General features: G+C 60.3%; 11 protein-coding genes. All 11 read right to left on the bottom strand.

Going from position 1 to position 16,981, the window contains the following annotated elements; all coding sequences use genetic code 11:
* Nucleotides 1–3 precede the first annotated feature (3 nt).
* A complete protein-coding gene (locus ACI77I_RS02245; protein WP_406996878.1) occupies nucleotides 4–4,440 on the bottom strand; it encodes an RHS repeat-associated core domain-containing protein in 4,437 nt (1,478 codons plus the stop codon).
* Between the two features lie 12 nt (nucleotides 4,441–4,452).
* Complete coding sequence (locus tag ACI77I_RS02240) at nucleotides 4,453–4,887, bottom strand: DcrB-related protein (RefSeq protein WP_094953197.1); 435 nt, start codon at nucleotides 4,885–4,887, stop codon at nucleotides 4,453–4,455.
* Between the two features lie 15 nt (nucleotides 4,888–4,902).
* Entirely contained in the window at nucleotides 4,903–6,843 is a 1,941-nt protein-coding gene (locus ACI77I_RS02235) for a type VI secretion system Vgr family protein (RefSeq protein WP_406996877.1), read from the bottom strand.
* A gap of 157 nt (nucleotides 6,844–7,000) precedes the next feature.
* Nucleotides 7,001–9,679 (bottom strand): type VI secretion system ATPase TssH, encoded by a 2,679-nt coding sequence (tssH, locus tag ACI77I_RS02230; protein WP_406996876.1) that lies wholly within the window; start codon nucleotides 9,677–9,679, stop codon nucleotides 7,001–7,003.
* Nucleotides 9,672–10,715, bottom strand: coding sequence for a type VI secretion system baseplate subunit TssG (gene tssG, locus ACI77I_RS02225; RefSeq protein WP_094953193.1), 1,044 nt, complete (start codon nucleotides 10,713–10,715; stop codon nucleotides 9,672–9,674). Before tssG ends, tssH begins: the two co-directional genes overlap by 8 nt.
* Nucleotides 10,679–12,538: a type VI secretion system baseplate subunit TssF gene (gene tssF / locus ACI77I_RS02220; protein ID WP_406996875.1), complete on the bottom strand. Its 1,860-nt coding sequence runs from the start codon at nucleotides 12,536–12,538 to the stop codon at nucleotides 10,679–10,681. The genes tssG and tssF overlap by 37 nt, the downstream gene beginning before the upstream one ends.
* Nucleotides 12,535–13,050: a type VI secretion system baseplate subunit TssE gene (gene tssE, locus ACI77I_RS02215; RefSeq protein ID WP_005792513.1), complete on the bottom strand. Its 516-nt coding sequence runs from the start codon at nucleotides 13,048–13,050 to the stop codon at nucleotides 12,535–12,537. The genes tssF and tssE overlap by 4 nt, the downstream gene beginning before the upstream one ends.
* Before the next feature lie 93 nt (nucleotides 13,051–13,143).
* Nucleotides 13,144–13,632: a type VI secretion system tube protein Hcp gene (locus tag ACI77I_RS02210; protein ID WP_078739799.1), complete on the bottom strand. Its 489-nt coding sequence runs from the start codon at nucleotides 13,630–13,632 to the stop codon at nucleotides 13,144–13,146.
* 149 nt (nucleotides 13,633–13,781) lie between these two features.
* Entirely contained in the window at nucleotides 13,782–15,278 is a 1,497-nt protein-coding gene (gene tssC, locus ACI77I_RS02205) for a type VI secretion system contractile sheath large subunit (RefSeq protein WP_406996874.1), read from the bottom strand.
* A gap of 2 nt (nucleotides 15,279–15,280) precedes the next feature.
* Nucleotides 15,281–15,787, bottom strand: coding sequence for a type VI secretion system contractile sheath small subunit (gene tssB, locus ACI77I_RS02200; protein ID WP_010168268.1), 507 nt, complete (start codon nucleotides 15,785–15,787; stop codon nucleotides 15,281–15,283).
* A gap of 54 nt (nucleotides 15,788–15,841) precedes the next feature.
* A complete protein-coding gene (gene tssA, locus ACI77I_RS02195; RefSeq protein WP_406996873.1) occupies nucleotides 15,842–16,861 on the bottom strand; it encodes a type VI secretion system protein TssA in 1,020 nt (339 codons plus the stop codon).
* Between the last annotated feature and the right edge of the window lie 120 nt (nucleotides 16,862–16,981).

Below are 16,981 nucleotides of genomic sequence, written 5' to 3'. Positions count from 1 at the left end.
TTTTTAATCGAAAACGCCACCAGACGCTTCAACATGAGGCTGGCAGTTTGAACAGGAAGCGTTGGTTTGTTTACCACCCCAAGACACTCCCCATTTTTCGACCTTCGCACCTTCCGGCAGGTTTCTGATGATAACCCGTTCTGCGTGGTTTTCTAGTTTCGCTTGAGCGGGGTCTGCGTGGCCACTGCGCACTTTGGTGCCTGACAATATGTTTTCAGGAGGTATGCCCATTTCTGCGGCGAGTTTTCTCTGTGCTGGAGACAATGTGCCCGCGCTGCCGGCTACGTAGTGTGTGGTTTTTCCGTTGATAGTGACCTCGGCAATGGCTACCGTGGAATTGCGTTTGGCAAAGGGATCCCTCGCCAAATCATGTATCTTGCGCGCTTTGGCACTCAGGGAGCAGCTCAAACCCAGCGGGTCGATCCAACCCAGCGGATTGGGCGCGTACTGGTAGAGGTTGAGTCCGCCCGCCAATCCGATTGGATCTCGCGTTGTAAACCGCCCCACATCGGGATCGTAAAATCGAAAAGTGTTGTAGTGCAGGCCGGTTTCCCTGTCGAGGTACTGGCCTTGAAATCTCAGGTTTTGCCCCTCAATGAAATAAGACTCCTGCACTTCTTGCGCGGTATTACCCCATACCTTGTAGCTGGCTTCCCAGACAGTGCTTCCGTTAACTTCGGTCAGCTGAAGGGGTAATCCATTTATGTCGTTATGGTAGTACCTGATTTTTTGCTGGTCACCTTCGCCGTCGATACGAGCCAGTGGTTCATAGCCGTTATTGGCGTACAGGTATAAACTTTTCTGGTTGTTAGATTGTTCTTGAAGTAATTTTAATCCGTCCCATAAAAAAGTAGTTTTACTCAGCTCGACGCCTTGGCGCAGTTCGCTTTTTTCCTGGCGTCTTCCCAAGGGGTCGTAGTTCATGCGCACGACGGTTTCGCCCGTAATACTGTGATTTCGGACCTCAATCAACCGGTGTTCGGCGTCGTAACTAAACCGTTGTGTACCGCGCTGGCCGCTTCTTTTTTCTATTACCCGGCCCCACCCATCGTAACGGAAGCGTTTGTCCTGATAGGTGATCAATTTGTTGTGTACGACCAGGCCTGCGCCTTGTTGTGACCCATCCAGCAAGTTGGCTGCAGCGTCGTAGGCAAATATTTCTGCCTGCCCTTGGGTATCGCCTTGACTGGCAATGATTCGCCCAGTGGCGTCGTAATGCAGGAGTTGGTGACGCTGCCCTTTGGCGTGTTGATCCAGCTTTGCGACCAGATTGTTTGCGAGGTCGTATTCAACGTTGCTGTGTTCCGCGCTCAGCAACTGCGAAGGGTGTTCAGTGTATTTACGTTGGCGCGATCTCAGCCTGCCACTGCGGTCGTATCCCAGATACGTACTGATTTGTCCTTGGGTGCGCATGACTTCACGGTGCAGGCGGTCACGCTCAAAATCACTGATGGTGTGCCCGTCCACATTGATTTGATGCAGGTGGCCACTTCCGTACAGCAGGCGATTTATCCAGCGTCCATCAGGAAGTTGGGTTTGTATCAAATTGCCCAACTCATCGTAGTGATGATGCAAGCTTCCGGCCGGGCTGCTTTCTTCCAATAGCTGGCCGAGAGCGTCGTACGAAAAACTCAGTGCTTGCGAGTTGCCCTGACAGTCCGTGAAGGTCACGGCAATCAGCTGGTTGAATACGTCGTAGGTATATTCGGTTCGGCCGTCATCGGTGATTTTGGCAGTCAGGCGCCCGATCGCGTCCCGTTCCAATCGGTGAATGATGGGTTCAGTCGTTGTCTGCTGCACGATCGACAGACCCGCGCCGTAAAGTGCAGGAACAGATGCCACGCTTGCCAGATTGTCCAGCGCGTCGTACGTGTAATGCTTGGCGCTGCCGTCGAGATCTTGCTGTTTCTCAAGCCGGTCGCCGGCGTCCCAGGCAAACAAGTAGCGTTCGCCATTTTCGTTTGTCAGTGCCTTCAGTCTTCCATACGCATCGTAGCCAAACTCTACTGTGCGGCCATGCGCATCGGTGCGCTGGAATACTTGGCCGCGGCGATTACGCTGATAGTGCGTGGTGTTGCCGGCAGCGTTGGTGTAACTGACTAACTGACCGTTTGCATTTCTTTGAAAGTATTCCGTTCGGCCATCCGGCAACTGGCTACTCAGCATCCGGCCTCTAGCGTCAACGTTGAAGTGCGATCGTTCACCCAGGGCATCCGTAATCGTCTGCAAGAAACCACGATCGTCATAGCTGAAGCGTGTCGGATAGCCAGAGCAGTCAATGTACTCGATGAGTTGGCCAAAGAGATTCCAACGCATGCGCTTGCTCTTGCCAGCAGCATCAATGATTTCGACGATTTGGCCATGATCGTCATAGCGGTATTGAGTGCTATGGCCCAGAGGGTCCGTTTCGCGGATGCAATTGCCCCTTGGGTCGTACTGATAGTTCCAACTGTTTCCCGCAGCATCCACCTGAATCCGTGGCAGCGCCCAGTGCTCCAACCACAGGGTAGAGTCAATGCGCCCCAACGGGTCGTGCTCGCCCAGCAGGTTGCCTGACTCGTCATAACTGAACGCATATCGCCCGCCTAGCGGGTCGGTCGCACTGAGCAGTTGACGCTCGTCATTCCACTCAAAAAGCCAAGTTTGTCCTACGTTATCGGTGTAAGAGATGATCTGGTACTGGGTATTCCACAGCCGCGTGCTGACGCGATGCAGGTTGTCGGTGATGCGCGTAATGCCAGCTTGCAGATCGTAGTCAAACAGGTACTCGTCACCTTCGTCTGTCCAGTGCCGCACAACGCGCCATTCAACCCCGTCTACCAGTGCCCACTCATAGAAACAGCGTAAGCCGGTAGGTAGCTGATGTTCGACCATCCGCCGGCCGCTGTCATAAGAGAAGCGTCGCTGAATCTGCTCAGTCGCATCACTGACAATCGTCAAATCGCCCGCTGCGTCAAAACTATAGCGAGCAAGCGTTTCTCTACGATGATCGGCGTGCACACGTTCGATGTGGCTGACGCGGCCGTGTTCGCGAGTCAGTTCAACCTGTATACGATCAAACGTATCTCGCAGCCGAAAAAGCAGGCCTTTCTCGTCATAGTCCAGATAAATACGGTTGCCGTTACGGTCGCCCAGCTGGCTCAAACGCAGCAGCGATGTGTTACCCGGGGTGATGTCGAACAGGCGATACAGACCCTCTTCACTCTCTATCAATACCTGCCCATTGCGGTGCCGCCGAACAGCCAAGCCTTCGCCTGCACTGAACATTGCGCTGCCCGGCGAAACCGAGCCCAGGTTGATGCGTCGGCCCTGTTCGTCGGTATAGACCAGCTCCTCGCCGCCGTCTGAATGGGGCAGGATCTCGATGCTTACTTCATAGGTAACGCTCCAGCCCGCGCCAAACATCCCATTACGACGCTTATCCCGGCTGTTGTAAAACCGCTGCCAATCGATCGGCAAAACACCCGGTAATACAAAGTCCAGCTCGGTAATACTCCCCAGCACCTTCGCGCCGGTGGCCGCATGCACCGGATTGGGCGAGCCCATCGTGGCATTGGCCGCTGCGCCCATTGCCTGGCTGACCGCGTAGGAAGTCACGCCGCTGAGGAGCATGCAGGGCAAGTCGCTCAGGGTTTTTCCTTTTGCCCCCTTCAACAACATCAGCGCCTCAATCGCCAATCCCACGCCGGGGGTTTTGCCGCTACGAATCTCCTGCACCACCACCGTACCGCCACCAATCGTGACATTGGGTGAGATCAGCCCCGAGGACACCACTGTTGCATCACACATGCTGCGGTCGCCGCTACGCACCGCAGGTTGACCATTGATAGTGACTTTATCCGAGCCCTCGGCCAGAAGTTGCGGCGGCATCGGCGGGTGACGAGTGCACACGACCAGGTCCGTGAGTGCAGGCACAACGCCTGGGGCGGGCGTGGCGACGGTTGGACGCCATAGCTGGGAGAAAAACCCCTCGGCCATGTCCAGGAAGCCTGGCTCAGGTTGAGGTGCGGGGTCGGGCTCGGGTGGTGCTTGCTCAAGCTCAGTGCCAGCGGGCGAAACATGGGATGGGATCGAACCGGCCGCGCGTGCAGCGGGAATGTTGTTGACGAACGTGTCGGTGGAGCCCACGGCAATATTTGCCTGCACCGTGGGCGGGAATAACGCGTTGCTGAAATCCTCGCATATCTTGCTGAGGCCTTTATCGGCCCCGGTCTTGCTCATGGCCATGCCGACTACGACGCCTACCACCATGCCGAGAATGCAGCCACCAATACCCGCGGTGGCGACAGTCACACCAATCGCTGCAGCGACCGCAGCGGTTGCCAGCGCAGTAATCGCCACGTTGGCTGCCACCTCCAGCACGCCGCCGAGAATGTCGGCCATCATCGAGGTGTGCGTCAGCGCATCGCCCATCCGGGCAGCCCAAAGAGCGTCAGACATGTAGGCAGCTCATCAAGAAATAGCGTCGAACGACAGTGAGTTCTTAATCATCGCCCAATGCCCCGCCTCAGCATCCCCAAGCTTGTCCGCCTTCACATAACTCAAGGCGAGCATCTTGCGCGTACCTGGCAACACCAGGGCCAACTGGTACTGGAACACTTTGTCGTTGCCCTTGTTGAACTGGCTGCGCAGCTCAATTCCTTCCACCTCTTGGGCGGCGCCCAAACGCACGGTAACGCTCGGCTGGCAGCGTAAATCCTGCACCTGTTTTTCCAGGCGCTTGAGCTGGTCGTCGAAGTTGCTGTGCAGGGTTTCGCCTTCGCTGAGGAAGCTACGGCTGATGATCAAGGACGTGCCAAGTTCGGGGAACTTTAGGATATTGATCGATGCGTCCTGCAGCTCGCCCTCAGGCAGTTGAAACTGGAATTCGTTGATTCGGTACGTCATGGCAAGCAGGTCTCGTCAGGAGCTTTTAGGCGTGGGGAATGCGGCTTTGATGTTGGCGTCGATGCTGGTTTTCATGCCCTGGCCATCGGGCGTTGCGCCGGGGCCGCCGCCGTTGTTCAGGTGCAGGACGCCGCCGGTATTGAATTCGGCATCGCCGCTGGCGTGGAAGCTGATATTGACGCCGCTCAGGTTGATCTGCCCGCTGGCGTTCAACTCCAGAATGCTTTTACCGCAGACCAGGCGCAGGTTTTCGCCCACTTCAATCACGTAGCTCTGGCTGACGCTGTCGGTTTTCCTCTGGCCCACAGAAAGGATGTCTTCGTGCTTGACGATGCGCACACGGTTATTCCCAATCGTCACCGTCTCGTTATGCCCAATACTCTTATTGCGGTCATGCCCGACGGAGTGGCTTTCATCCACCTCCACCACGATGTCCTGATTCCTCTCGGCATGGATATACAACTGCTCCAGCCCCTTCTTGTCCTCCATGCGGATTTCATTGAAGTTGGCCGGCGTGCCGCCCTTGCTCGAACGGCTTTTCATCCCGCTCTGGGTGGCGTTTTCCGGCAGGTCGTAGGGCACGGTCTGCTCGGCGTTGTACACCCGGCCGGTGATGATCGGCCGGTCGGGATCGCCCTCAAGGAAGCTCACAATCACTTCCTGGCCGATACGCGGAATCTGCATCGAGCCCCAGTTCTTCCCGGCCCAGGATTGCGACACGCGAATCCAGCACGAGCTGTTTTCGTTGGATTGGTCGTGGCGGTCCCAATAGAAGTGCACCTTCACGCGGCCATACTGGTCGGTCCAGATTTCTTCGCCTTTGGGGCCGACCACCAAGGCGGTTTGCGGGCCTTTGACGATGGGCCGGTGTGTATTCGCCAGTGGGCGGAAGCTTTGCTGGGCGTCGATGCAGGTCAGGCTGCTTTCGAACTGCGCCGAGCCCGAGCCGCCGCCACTTTCCAGGCTTTCCTGGACGATGTAGTAGCGACAGCCGACGATCAGGTATTCGCGGTTCTGGTCCTGGCGGCTGAAGCCGGTAAGGCTGAACAAGTGGCCGGAGCCGAGGCCACGGGTGTTGCCGCTGAACTCGATCTGCTCATGCAGGGTTTGCAGGGCTTCGATGCGGGTGCGTGCGTAGTGTTCGCCGTCTTCACTTTGAACATACGTGCCGGGGTAGTCGTACAGCGGATAGTCGCCGGCGGTGTGCGGGCGCGGCATTGCCGAGCGTACGTCGATACTGGCGCTGGGGCGTTGGAAGTCGTAGTCATTGAGCTCCAGCGAGCCCGGCTGTACTTCGTGCGCCAGGTGCCAGTTGTGCATATGGTCGCGTTCGCGCTGCTGCTCGTCCTTGGGGTAGTACGGAATCGACGCGTAGCCCGGCACCGTGGTGTGGGCGCCGTAGGCGTCGGCCAGCACCAGCACATGGCGGTCCTGTTCATGGCGGAAGAAGTAGTAGATGCCTTCCTGTTCCATCAAGCGGCTGACGAAATCGAAGCTGGTTTCGCGGTACTGCACGCAGTATTCCCACTCGCGGTACGGCCGGCTCAGGGCGTCTTCGAAATCGGAAAAGCCCAGGTCGCGGAACACTTGCTTGATGATCTGCGGGATGCTCAGGTTCTGGAAAATCCGGCAGTCCGAGGTGCGGCTGAGCAACCAGAACCACGGCCTCAAGGTCACCTGGTAACTGGCGAACTGGCCCTGGTCGATGTTCTGACTGCACCGCGCGACGATGCCGTGGAAGTGCCGCTCGCTACCGTCCGCCAACTGCACGCTGACGCTCATCGGCTTGCCGAGCAACTGGTTGAGGTCGATGTTGGCGTCCAGCGAGGTCAGTTGCAGCTCATAGTTGAACAACCTGCCCAGCTCTTCACCGCCGCCCATTTCATTGAGCAACAGCACATCCGGCCCCAGAGGGCTGGTGATCTTGGCCAGGCGTGAGGCTTGGTTGAATAGCATCGGGCGTCTCGTAAATGACTTAATAACTGAAGAAACCGAATCCAAATGTGGGAGCTGGCTTGCCTGCGATGGCGGTGGATCAATCAACATCAATACTGAATGTCAGATCGCTATCGCAGGCAAGCCAGCTCCCACATTGACCGTATTCCAACAGTCGTTATTCGGCGTCGCTGAAGTCGTAGTGCAATTCATTATCCCGGCTGCTGATACGCACACCCGCCAGCGCCTTACCTTCGAGCATGCGCGTGAGGAACTCACGGCTCATGTCTGGCAGCAGGCTGTTGGTGAGGATGGTGTCGATCATGCGCCCGCCGCTTTCGGTTTCGGTGCAGCGCGAGACGATCAGGTCGACCACCGCGTCGTCGTAGTCGAAGGCAACTTTGTGCGTAGTTTCCACGCGCTTTTTGATGCGGTTGAGCTGCAGGCGGGTAATCGCCTTGAGCATCTCATCGCTGAGCGGGTAGTAAGGAATCGTGACCAAACGGCCGAGCAGCGCCGGTGGGAAAATCTCCAGCAGTGGTTGGCGCAGTGCCTTGGCGATTTCTTCCGGCTCAGGGATATTCGCCGGGTCTTTGCAGACCTGGGAAATCAGCTCAGTACCGGCGTTGGTGGTCAGCAGGATCAGGGTGTTTTTGAAGTCGATCACCCGGCCTTCGCCGTCCTCCATCACGCCCTTATCGAATACTTGGAAGAAGATTTCATGCACGTCCGGGTGGGCTTTTTCCACCTCGTCCAGCAGCACCACGCTGTAGGGTTTGCGCCGTACCGCTTCGGTCAGCACGCCGCCTTCGCCGTAGCCGATATAGCCCGGTGGCGCGCCCTTGAGGGTCGACACGGTGTGGGCTTCCTGGAACTCGCTCATGTTGATGGTGATCACGTTCTGCTCACCGCCGTACATGGCCTCGGCCAGCGCCAGCGCGGTTTCGGTCTTGCCCACACCCGATGTGCCGGCCAGCATGAACACGCCAATCGGCTTGCTCGGGTTGTCGAGCCCGGCGCGGGAGGTCTGAATACGCTTGGCGATCATCTGCAGGGCATGGTCCTGGCCGATGATGCGTTTTTTCAGGTGCTGGTCGAGGTTGAGCACGGTCTCCAGTTCGTTGCGCGCCATGCGGCCCACTGGGATGCCGGTCCAGTCGGCGACCACCGAGGCCACCGCCTGGTAATCCACGGTCGGCAGGATCAGCGGGGTTTCGCCTTGCAAGGTGGTGAGGCGTTCTTGCAGGTCGACCAGTTGCGCGCGCAATTCGTCGCTCTCGTTGCCACCCGCATCGCTGTCCACAACACCGGCTTTCTCGCGCAAGGTCGCGCGGGTGGCGAGCAGCTCGTCTACCAGTACTTTTTCTTCGGCCCAACGGCTTTCCAGGGTTGCCAGGCGTTCACGCTCGGCACTCAGCAAAGCTTCGCTATTGGTCTGGCGTGCGCCGATGGCGATGCCGATGGCATGCTCGCGGGCGATGATTTGCAGTTCGGTTTCCAGCGCTTCGATGCGACGGCGGCTGTCGTCCACTTCGGCCGGCACTGCGTGCAGGCTGATGGCGACGCGGGCGCAGGCGGTGTCCAGCAGGCTCACGGATTTATCCGGCAGCTGGCGCGCAGGAATGTAACGGTGCGACAGCTTCACCGAGGCTTCGAGGGCTTCATCGAGGATCTGCACCTGATGGTGTTTTTCCATGGTCGACGCCACGCCTCGCATCATCAACAGCGCCTTGTCTTCCGACGGCTCCGCCACCTGCACGACTTGGAAGCGGCGGGTCAGGGCCGGGTCTTTTTCGATGTGTTTTTTGTACTCGGCCCACGTCGTGGCAGCCACGGTGCGCAACGTACCGCGCGCCAAGGCTGGCTTGAGCAGGTTGGCCGCATCGCCCGTCCCGGCGGCGCCACCGGCACCCACCAGCGTGTGGGCTTCGTCGATAAACAGGATGATCGGCTTGGGCGAGGCTTGGACGTCTTCGATGACCTGACGCAGCCGCTGCTCAAACTCGCCTTTCATGCTGGCGCCAGCTTGCAGCAGGCCCACGTCGAGGCTGCGCAGCTCCACGTCTTTGAGCGCGGGCGGCACGTCACCGGCGACGATGCGCAGGGCGAAACCTTCAACCACGGCAGTCTTGCCCACACCGGCTTCACCGGTGAGGATCGGGTTGTTCTGACGACGACGCATGAGGATATCCACCAGTTGGCGAATTTCTTCATCACGGCCGACGATGGGGTCGAGTTTGCCGCTGCGCGCCTGTTCGGTCAGGTCCACGGTAAAGCGCTTGAGCGCTTCCTGCTTGCCCATCGCGCTCGGCGCCATCGCGCCGCTGGCTTCGCCGGGCACGGCGCCGGCGTTGAAGCCGTCACTGGCACTCAACGCATTCTCGGGCGAGTCGCCGACGTATTCGTCAAAGCGTTCGCTCAGGGCTTCGGCCTTGATCTTGTCGAATTCGGCAGACAAACCCAGCAACGCATGGCGCAGGCTCGGCGTCTTCAGAATGCCCAGCACCAGGTAGCCTGTGCGCACCTGGTTTTCGCCAAACATCAGGCTGCCGTAGACCCAGCCGCGCTCCACGGCTTCTTCCACATGGGACGACAGGTCGGTGATCGACGTCGAACCACGCGGCAGGCGGTCCAGGGCCTCGGTCAAGTCACGGGCCAGGCGCGCCGGCTCCACGTTGAACTGGCGAATGATGCGGTGCAGGTCCGAGTCCTGCAGTTGCAGCAATTGGTGAAACCAGTGGGCCAGTTCCACGTACGGGTTGCCCCGCAACTTGCAGAACACGGTGGCGGCTTCGATGGCCTTGTAGGCCACGCTGTTGAGTTTGCCGAACAGTGCGGCGCGACTGATTTCACCCATGCTCTGGATTCCTTGAGGTGGTGGCGTGGTCGGCGTAATGCCGAGCCAGGATTAGGTCGTTGGCGTCATGCTCGGGTTGGCCGAGCCAGGTGTTGAAGCCCAGGCGGAACTGGCCATTGAGCTGCAGCGCCGGTACTTCGGGTTGTTGCAAAACCAGGTTCAAGTCCCAGTCCAATTCATGGCCCAGGTACTCGGCCACCCACGCCACCAGCTCGTTGAACGGCTGGCTGCCGGGCAGCATGCCCATGTAGTCATCCAGCTTGAGCGGGCCTAAGCGGATGCGGAATTTATGCTGGCGATCCCACACGTGGCTGCCCAGGCAAAAGTCCACGCCCAGTTGGTTGGCGCTGACACTCACGCGGCTGCGCTCGGGCAACTCCAGCCATTGGCCGACGTATTCTTCGATTTCCACCGGCAGGCCGAAGTACTCGCCGAGAATCGCCTTCAGGCCGTCCGGGTAACGGGTTTGCGCCGACAGGTGGCCGCTGTAATGCAGCTTCGCCGTGTCGGGAATCAGCCCCTGGTTGAGCAGGCTCGGCATGCCCCGGCCGCTCAGGGCGGCGAGGCGCGCCGACCAATAATCGTCATCCGGGCGATCGTGGCTGACCGTCGGCCGCGCTTCGGCCCAGGCCCGGTAAAAAAGGCTGAGCAGGCGGTGGTGGAACACATCCAAAAACTGTTTGCTGGTGCTGTCGGCGTTGTTGCGCTGACGCTCGCGCACGTACTCGGTGATGTGCAGCGGCAACGGGCCGTTGGGGCCGCCTAGGCCGAAGAAGAACTGCTCCAGCCGCGCGGGTTTGCCGTCGCTGCCGGGGTCGACCGAGGCCAACGTGGCCGGGGCGAAGGTGCAATCCGCCTGTTGCCCCAGGCGCAGCGGGTCATCTGCCAGGCGCAGGGAATGGCCCAGGCGCGGCAGCTGCGGCGCTTCGCACTCGATACGGCGCAGCGCCTGGAAGAAATCGTATTCCCAGGGCTGCTGATGCATCGCATCCAGTGTGTTCACAGGGTCGGACGACGCCCGGGCTTGGCTTTCCATCGCATGATCTCGCCGCGTTCGGTGGTACGGATCACCGTCTCGGTAAAACTGTTGATCGACACGTAGCGTGCCAGGAAGCGCTCCAGCACCGCACCGAGCAGAAACACGCCGGTGCCGCGAAACGCGTTTTCATCGAATTCCAGGGTGATTTCCAGGCCGCGGCCAAACACAATCGGGCCGGGCATCGGCAGGCGACGGGTCACGGCTTTACTGCTGACTTCGCGCAGGCCTTCGATTTGCAATTGCAGCGCCGCGTCGTTGCTGTCGCCATACAGGCGCAACAGTTCGCGCAAGGCGCCGGCGCCCTGGCCTTGTTCGCTCAGCGACAGGTAGTTGAGCGACAACTGGCTGATCAAGCGCCAAGCCTTGGCATCGTGGGCGTGGCTGGCGCGCGGGCGGCTCGGCCCGGCGACGCAGCGCACCGACAACACCGGCGCGCTGTCGGCCAAGGTGAAGTCGGTCTTGCCGCTGCCTACGCTCATGAACAGCGGCAAATCGCGGTTGGTGCACAGCGCCGTCACGCCGAGTTGGCGCAGGTCGTGGCGGTACGGCGCTTGCTGGCTATCGACCAGGCTGACAAAGGTTTCGCTGCCCACATAAGTGGAGCGCGGGCCATTGCGGCGCTGGTCGCTGGACAACACGCGGGGCTCGCGGCGCAGCGTGTAGTAAGCCTGATCGCGCCCATAGCGTGACGGGTCGCGCACCGCATAGAACGGCAGGAACGGCTGCTCCGGCCCGGTGCCATGGCCGGCGATGCCGCTTAGCGAGTGAATCTCAAAATCCATCGGCCGTGTGCGGTCGGCGATCACATGGTGTTCGTTGACGCGGTCGGACAAATGAATACGGTCCACGCGTTTGGGGAACAGGTTGATCGCCGGGGTGCAGAACGGCATGAACTGCGCCGCGCCGACACTGCCTTCCAGGCTCGGCTCGTGGCGGTCGAACAGCACGATCAGCTCCAGCTCCTGGCCGTCGCAACGTTTGACTGCGCGGCTCAGCTCGGCAAATTCGACGAACAGGAAACGGTGGGGCAGGGCGAAGTATTCCTGCAACAGCCGATAGCCCTGGAACGCGCGGGCCACCACCGGCATAGCCGCGTCGGCGTCGTTAAAGCCCTTGGAACGCAGGGCGTCTTGCGGCAGGCGCTCGACCCAATCACCGCCGGGCTTGCGCGCAAACACCGCGCAGGCATTGCCCAGCAGTTGTTCGTAGAGGCGGAACGGCTGTTCATCCGCGCCGCTGAGGTACAGCGGCAGGCTGTCGAGGTTGAGGCTGTTGAACGGCAATTCGGCGCCGGTGCGCAGGGTCAGGCGCAAGCCGGCCTTGGCTTTCGGCTCGCTGGCGGCCAGGCGGCCGAGCACGGCGGCGGGGTTGCCGAAGTACTCGGCGCCGCTGACCTGCAACGGCCACAACGTCACCGGGTGTGCGGTGCGGTACTCGCAGCAGGTCTGGGTTTCGCGGCCCAGCGCGGCACGCAAGACGGTGTCGCGTGGCAGCGGAAAGCCGCTGGCCAGGGAGCCTTCGTCGGGGTCGGTCTGCAATTGCACCACGGTCATCGATGGCGTGGGCGCCAGGTAGTGCGGGTAAGCGATTTCCAGCAGGTTGTGGGTGAAGGTCGGGTACTCGGCGTCGAGCTTGAGTTGCACGCGGGCGGTGAGGTAGGCAAAACCTTCGAGCAGGCGTTCGACGTACGGGTCGGCGCAGTCCATACCGGACAAGGTCAGCCGACTGGCGATCTTCGGGTATTCCTTGGCGAACTCGGCGGCGCTTTCGCGCACGTGGTGCAGTTCCTGGTTGTACAGCTCCAGCAGGCGTGGGTTCATGGGCGCCTCCGCTGGTCGGCATTCACTACGCGCACATGGCCGGATTCCAGGTCGAGGTCGGTTTGCAGCAACAGGCGCAGCGGCACCGGCTGCGCCCACAGGTCGCCTTCGATCTCGAAACTCAGGGCGTTGTGGTTCATCTCGCCATGGCCGACGCGGGCTTTGACGCGCAGGGTGTGGCGCAAAATACGCGGCTCAAACGTGGCGATCGCCTGGTAAATCAGGGCTTCCAGGGCCTTGATGTCGACACTGGAGACGCTGTTGCCCGCGAGTGCCGGTAGGCCGTAATTGACCACCGAAGTACCGGCCGGGGTGTGCAGCGTGGCATCGGCATCCAGCAACGACGTGGTGTTGAGCAGCCACGCCAGGTCGCGCAGAACCGAGGCTTTCAATTGGGTCAGGGACAGCACGCGTTTGTCGGCGCTTTCCTTGGGATTGGTCGGGTCGTCGTCAGTCAACCGGTCCAGCAGGGACGGTTGCAGACGGTCGCGGGAAGCGATTTCAGTTACCACCAAAGCAGCTCCACGGACGGGTTGTGAGAGGGACGGTTTTTGCGCGGGGCATATGCCAGTGGCCGTGGCGGGGAGCCACGGCCGCCAGGGCTATCAGCGCTTGGTGTTGGAACGGATGTTCCAGCCAAACTTGATCGCGCCGCCGTCTTTGGTGCCGTCGGCTTTCTGCGGCTGGTAGTCGACCATCACTTGGGCGAAGTTCAGGGTGACGTTTTCAGTCAGGCGATCATCAGTGCCCGAGCCGCCGGTGCTCAGGGACGTGACCAGTACTTCTTCCAGGTTAATTATCATGTACTCGACCTGGCTTTCGCCCCCGGCCTTGCGCACGGTCAGCTTGACCTTGTCGATGTGCTTACCGCTGGCGCAGTGCATCATCAGGTTCGGCGAGGCTTTGTCGACGTACTTGGTCAGCGACAGGTCCTGGATATTCACCTTGCCTGCGCCGCCGCCACCGCCAACATGCATGTTGCCGGACTGGGCCATGCCCCAGCTCCAGTTCAGCACGTCGATTTCGTCCTTGTGGGCTTTGTCCATGGACTCGCCCTTGATGTCGCCGATCTTGATGAAAATATCAACAGCCATGTTTTCTCCCTGTGTGGTCTCAGCCACAGAATTTATTAACGCTGATCGTTCCCACGCTCTGCGTGGTAACGCATCCTGTGACGCTCTGCGTCAATGGGACGCGGAGCGCCCCGGGCGGCATTCCCACGCAGAGCGTGGGAACGAGCGAGTTACGCGCTTTTCGCCGAAGGCAGCTTCGATACCAGGCGCAGCGACACGGTCAGCCCTTCGAGCTGATAGTGCGGGCGCAGGTAGAACTTGGAGTTGTAGTAACCCGGGTTGCCTTCGACGTCTTCCACGATCACTTCAGCGGCAGCCAACGGGTGCTGGGCCTTGGTGGTTTCGGTGGAGTGCGCCGGGTCGCCGTCGACGTAGTTGAGGATCCAGTCCTGCAACCAGCGCTGCATCTCGTCCTTCTCTTTGAAGGAACCGATCTTGTCGCGCACGATGCACTTCAAGTAGTGGGCGAAACGGCAGGTGGCGAACAGGTACGGCAGGCGCGCGGCCAGGTTGGCGTTGGCGGTGGCGTCCGGGTCGTCGTATTCGGCCGGTTTCTGCAACGACTGGGCGCCGATGAAAGCAGCGAAGTCAGTGTTTTTCTTGTGCAGCAGCGGCATGAAACCGTTCTTCGCCAGTTCCGCTTCGCGGCGGTCACTGATGGCGATTTCGGTCGGGCACTTCATGTCCACGCCACCGTCATCGGTCGGAAACGTATGGGCGGGCAGGTTTTCCACTTCACCGCCGGACTCCACGCCACGGATGCGCGAGCACCAGCCGTAGTGTTTGAACGAACGGTTGATGTTCACCGCCATCGCGTACGCGGCGTTGGCCCAAGTGTATTTGGAGCTGTCGGCGCCGTCGGTGTTTTCTTCGAAGGCGAAGGCTTCCACCGGGTCGGTCTTGGCGCCATACGGCAAGCGTGCCAAGAAGCGCGGCATGGTCAGGCCGATGTAGCGCGAGTCTTCCGATTCACGCAGCGAGCGCCAGCCGGCGTATTCCGGGGTGGTGAAGATCTTGGTCAGGTCGCGCGGGTTCGACAGTTCTTGCCACGAGCCCATGCCCATCACGGTCGGCGACGCCGCAGCGATGAACGGGGAGTGCATGGCGGCGCAGACTTTCGACAGCTCGCCCAGCAGTTCCACGTCGGGTGGCGACTGGTCGAAGTAGTAGTCGCCTACGAGGCAACCGTAAGGTTCGCCGCCGAACTGGCCGTATTCTTCTTCGTACATCTTCTTGAAGATCGGGCTCTGGTCCCACGCGGTGCCCTTGAATTTCTTCAGGGTCTTGTGCAGGTCCGGCTTGGAGATGTTGAGCACGCGAATCTTCAGCTGCTCATCGCTCTCGGTGTTGTTGACCAGGTAGTGCAGGCCACGCCAGGCGCTTTCCAGCTGTTGGAAATCCTGGTGATGGATGATCTGGTTGACCTGGGCGGTGAGCTTGGCGTCGATGGCGGCGATGATCGATTCAATCGACTTGATCGCGTCATTGGACACCAGGTCCGTCTGTGCCAAAGCCTGTTCGGCCAGGGTGCGCACAGCGGTTTCAACGGCTTCGCGGGCACGCTCGGTCTTGGGTTTGAATTCTTGCAGCAACAGCGATGCGAACTCGCTGGTTTTCTCGGTTGCGCCCAGGTTCTGAGCGCCTTCGCGGGCGGTATTCTCGGTCATGATTATTGATCCCCAGCAGGCTTCGGCGCGCTCGCAAGGGCCTGCAGCAGTGCCGGGTCCTTGATCGCTTTCATGATGATTTCTTCAGCGCCGGTCTTGCCGTCCATGTAGGTCAGCAGGTTGGCCAACTGGGTACGGGCTTCGAGCAGCTTGTTCAGCGAGTCGACCTTGCGCGCCACGGCGGCCGGGCTGAAGTCGTCCATGCTTTCGAAGGTGATGTCCAGGCTCAGGTTGCCTTCGCCGGTCAGCTCGTTCGGTACGTGGAACGCCACGCGCGGCTGCATGGCCTTGAGGCGCGAGTCGAAGTTGTCGACGTCCACTTCAAGGAACTTGCGGTCGGCCACGGGCGCGAGCGGTTCGGCAGGCTTGCCGGCGAGGTCGGCCATCACGCCCATCACGAAGGGCAGCTGGACCTTTTTCTCGGCGCCGTAAAGCTCGACGTCGTACTCGATCTGCACTCGAGGCGCGCGGTTGCGCGCGATGAATTTCTGAGAACTTTGCTTCGCCACGTTGCTGCTCCTGGTCGCTTGAGCGACGGTGTTGTTACTGCACAGCCGGGCGGCTTACTCGCCGTCCGGGCCACGCAGGTTTTCAAATTGGGACATGCCGTCGGGAATCAGATTGCGCACGATGGCTGCAAAGTCGGCATGCACCAGATTCTTCGCCCGGTTTAACAGCACCGGCAGCGGGCTCGAAGGCTCGTGCCGGGTGTAGTACGCAAGGATCTTGTCGAGGCTGCGCAGCACGTCATCGCGGTTGGCGATGTCGCCGGTCGGGCGTGGTGCTGCGGGGGCAGCGGCGTATTCAACCGAGGGGGCATTGTCGTCACTGACGGCCTCGGGCTCGCTGCTGGTGTCGCTGTTCGGTACGAATTGGTTGAGGACTTGCAGCGCCTGCTTGAGCGGTTGCTTCAACAGGCTGAGGTCCACGCCCTGGGCCGAACCGACCTGGTCGCTGACTTGTTGTTCGATGGCTTCGCAGGCGGCACGTGCGGCGCTCACGGCGTTGCGGGTGGCTTGCAGTTGTTCGGGGTCGCTGTCGAGGAACGCGGCGTTGAGTTGCTGGGAGCCGAGCTGTTCGTCGGGGAAACTCATCAAGCCGCTGGCGTTCAGCGCGGCGCGCAGGCTCACGGGGCCGAAGGTGCGCGAGCGCGTGAGGATGCTTTCGCGCAGCAGGCGAATGGTCGCGTCGCTGGTCAAGCCGGACAGGGCATTGATGCGTACGGTGGGGTCGTTATCGTCGTCGGCATCCAGGCGCGGGTGCAGGTCGGCCCAGTATTCGCGCAGCAGGGCGTTGATCAGCGTGAGGGCATCGGCCAGCCCGGCCACGCCTTGGAGAGCGAGGGAGCTTTGCAACAGGAAATGGGTGATGCGCAGGTCTTTGCTGCGCTGCAACAAGTCGAGGCTTTGCTGCTGGATGCTGCGCCAATCCGGCGGTTCAGCGGGCAGGATAGAATCGCCCATGCTGCGCTCGGGTTGGCCCTTGGCGGCACGCTCCAGGTGGAGAAAGTCCGCGTCATATTCCATGTCTTCGCCACACGGCGAAGTCGCGGAAACGGCGGTGAGCAGCAACGGCACATCCACTGAAATTGATCTCCCTATCAGCCCGTTAAATGGCGGGCAATGCATGCACTAGTTGCACGATGAACTAGGCATGTTTTCTTGGACATACTGGAACTTTGAATTCAAGTTGATTTCAAAGTG

Origin of the sequence: Pseudomonas sp. D47, assembly GCF_045447305.1 — a bacterium.
In the GTDB taxonomy this organism is placed as follows: domain Bacteria; phylum Pseudomonadota; class Gammaproteobacteria; order Pseudomonadales; family Pseudomonadaceae; genus Aquipseudomonas.
This window is presented reverse-complemented; position numbering and strand designations above follow the sequence as displayed.

What these genes read in the sequence shown, in the direction of transcription:
- tssH (WP_406996876.1), bottom strand. Translation starts at nt 9,679, where the DNA reads ATGGGTGAAATCAGTCGCGCCGCACTGTTCGGCAAACTCAACAGCGTG.
- tssF (WP_406996875.1), bottom strand. Translation starts at nt 12,538, where the DNA reads ATGAACCCACGCCTGCTGGAGCTGTACAACCAGGAACTGCACCACGTG.
- ACI77I_RS02245 (WP_406996878.1), bottom strand. Translation starts at nt 4,440, where the DNA reads ATGTCTGACGCTCTTTGGGCTGCCCGGATGGGCGATGCGCTGACGCAC.
- ACI77I_RS02240 (WP_094953197.1), bottom strand. Translation starts at nt 4,887, where the DNA reads ATGACGTACCGAATCAACGAATTCCAGTTTCAACTGCCTGAGGGCGAG.
- ACI77I_RS02235 (WP_406996877.1), bottom strand. Translation starts at nt 6,843, where the DNA reads ATGCTATTCAACCAAGCCTCACGCCTGGCCAAGATCACCAGCCCTCTG.
- ACI77I_RS02210 (WP_078739799.1), bottom strand. Translation starts at nt 13,632, where the DNA reads ATGGCTGTTGATATTTTCATCAAGATCGGCGACATCAAGGGCGAGTCC.
- tssC (WP_406996874.1), bottom strand. Translation starts at nt 15,278, where the DNA reads ATGACCGAGAATACCGCCCGCGAAGGCGCTCAGAACCTGGGCGCAACC.
- tssG (WP_094953193.1), bottom strand. Translation starts at nt 10,715, where the DNA reads ATGGAAAGCCAAGCCCGGGCGTCGTCCGACCCTGTGAACACACTGGAT.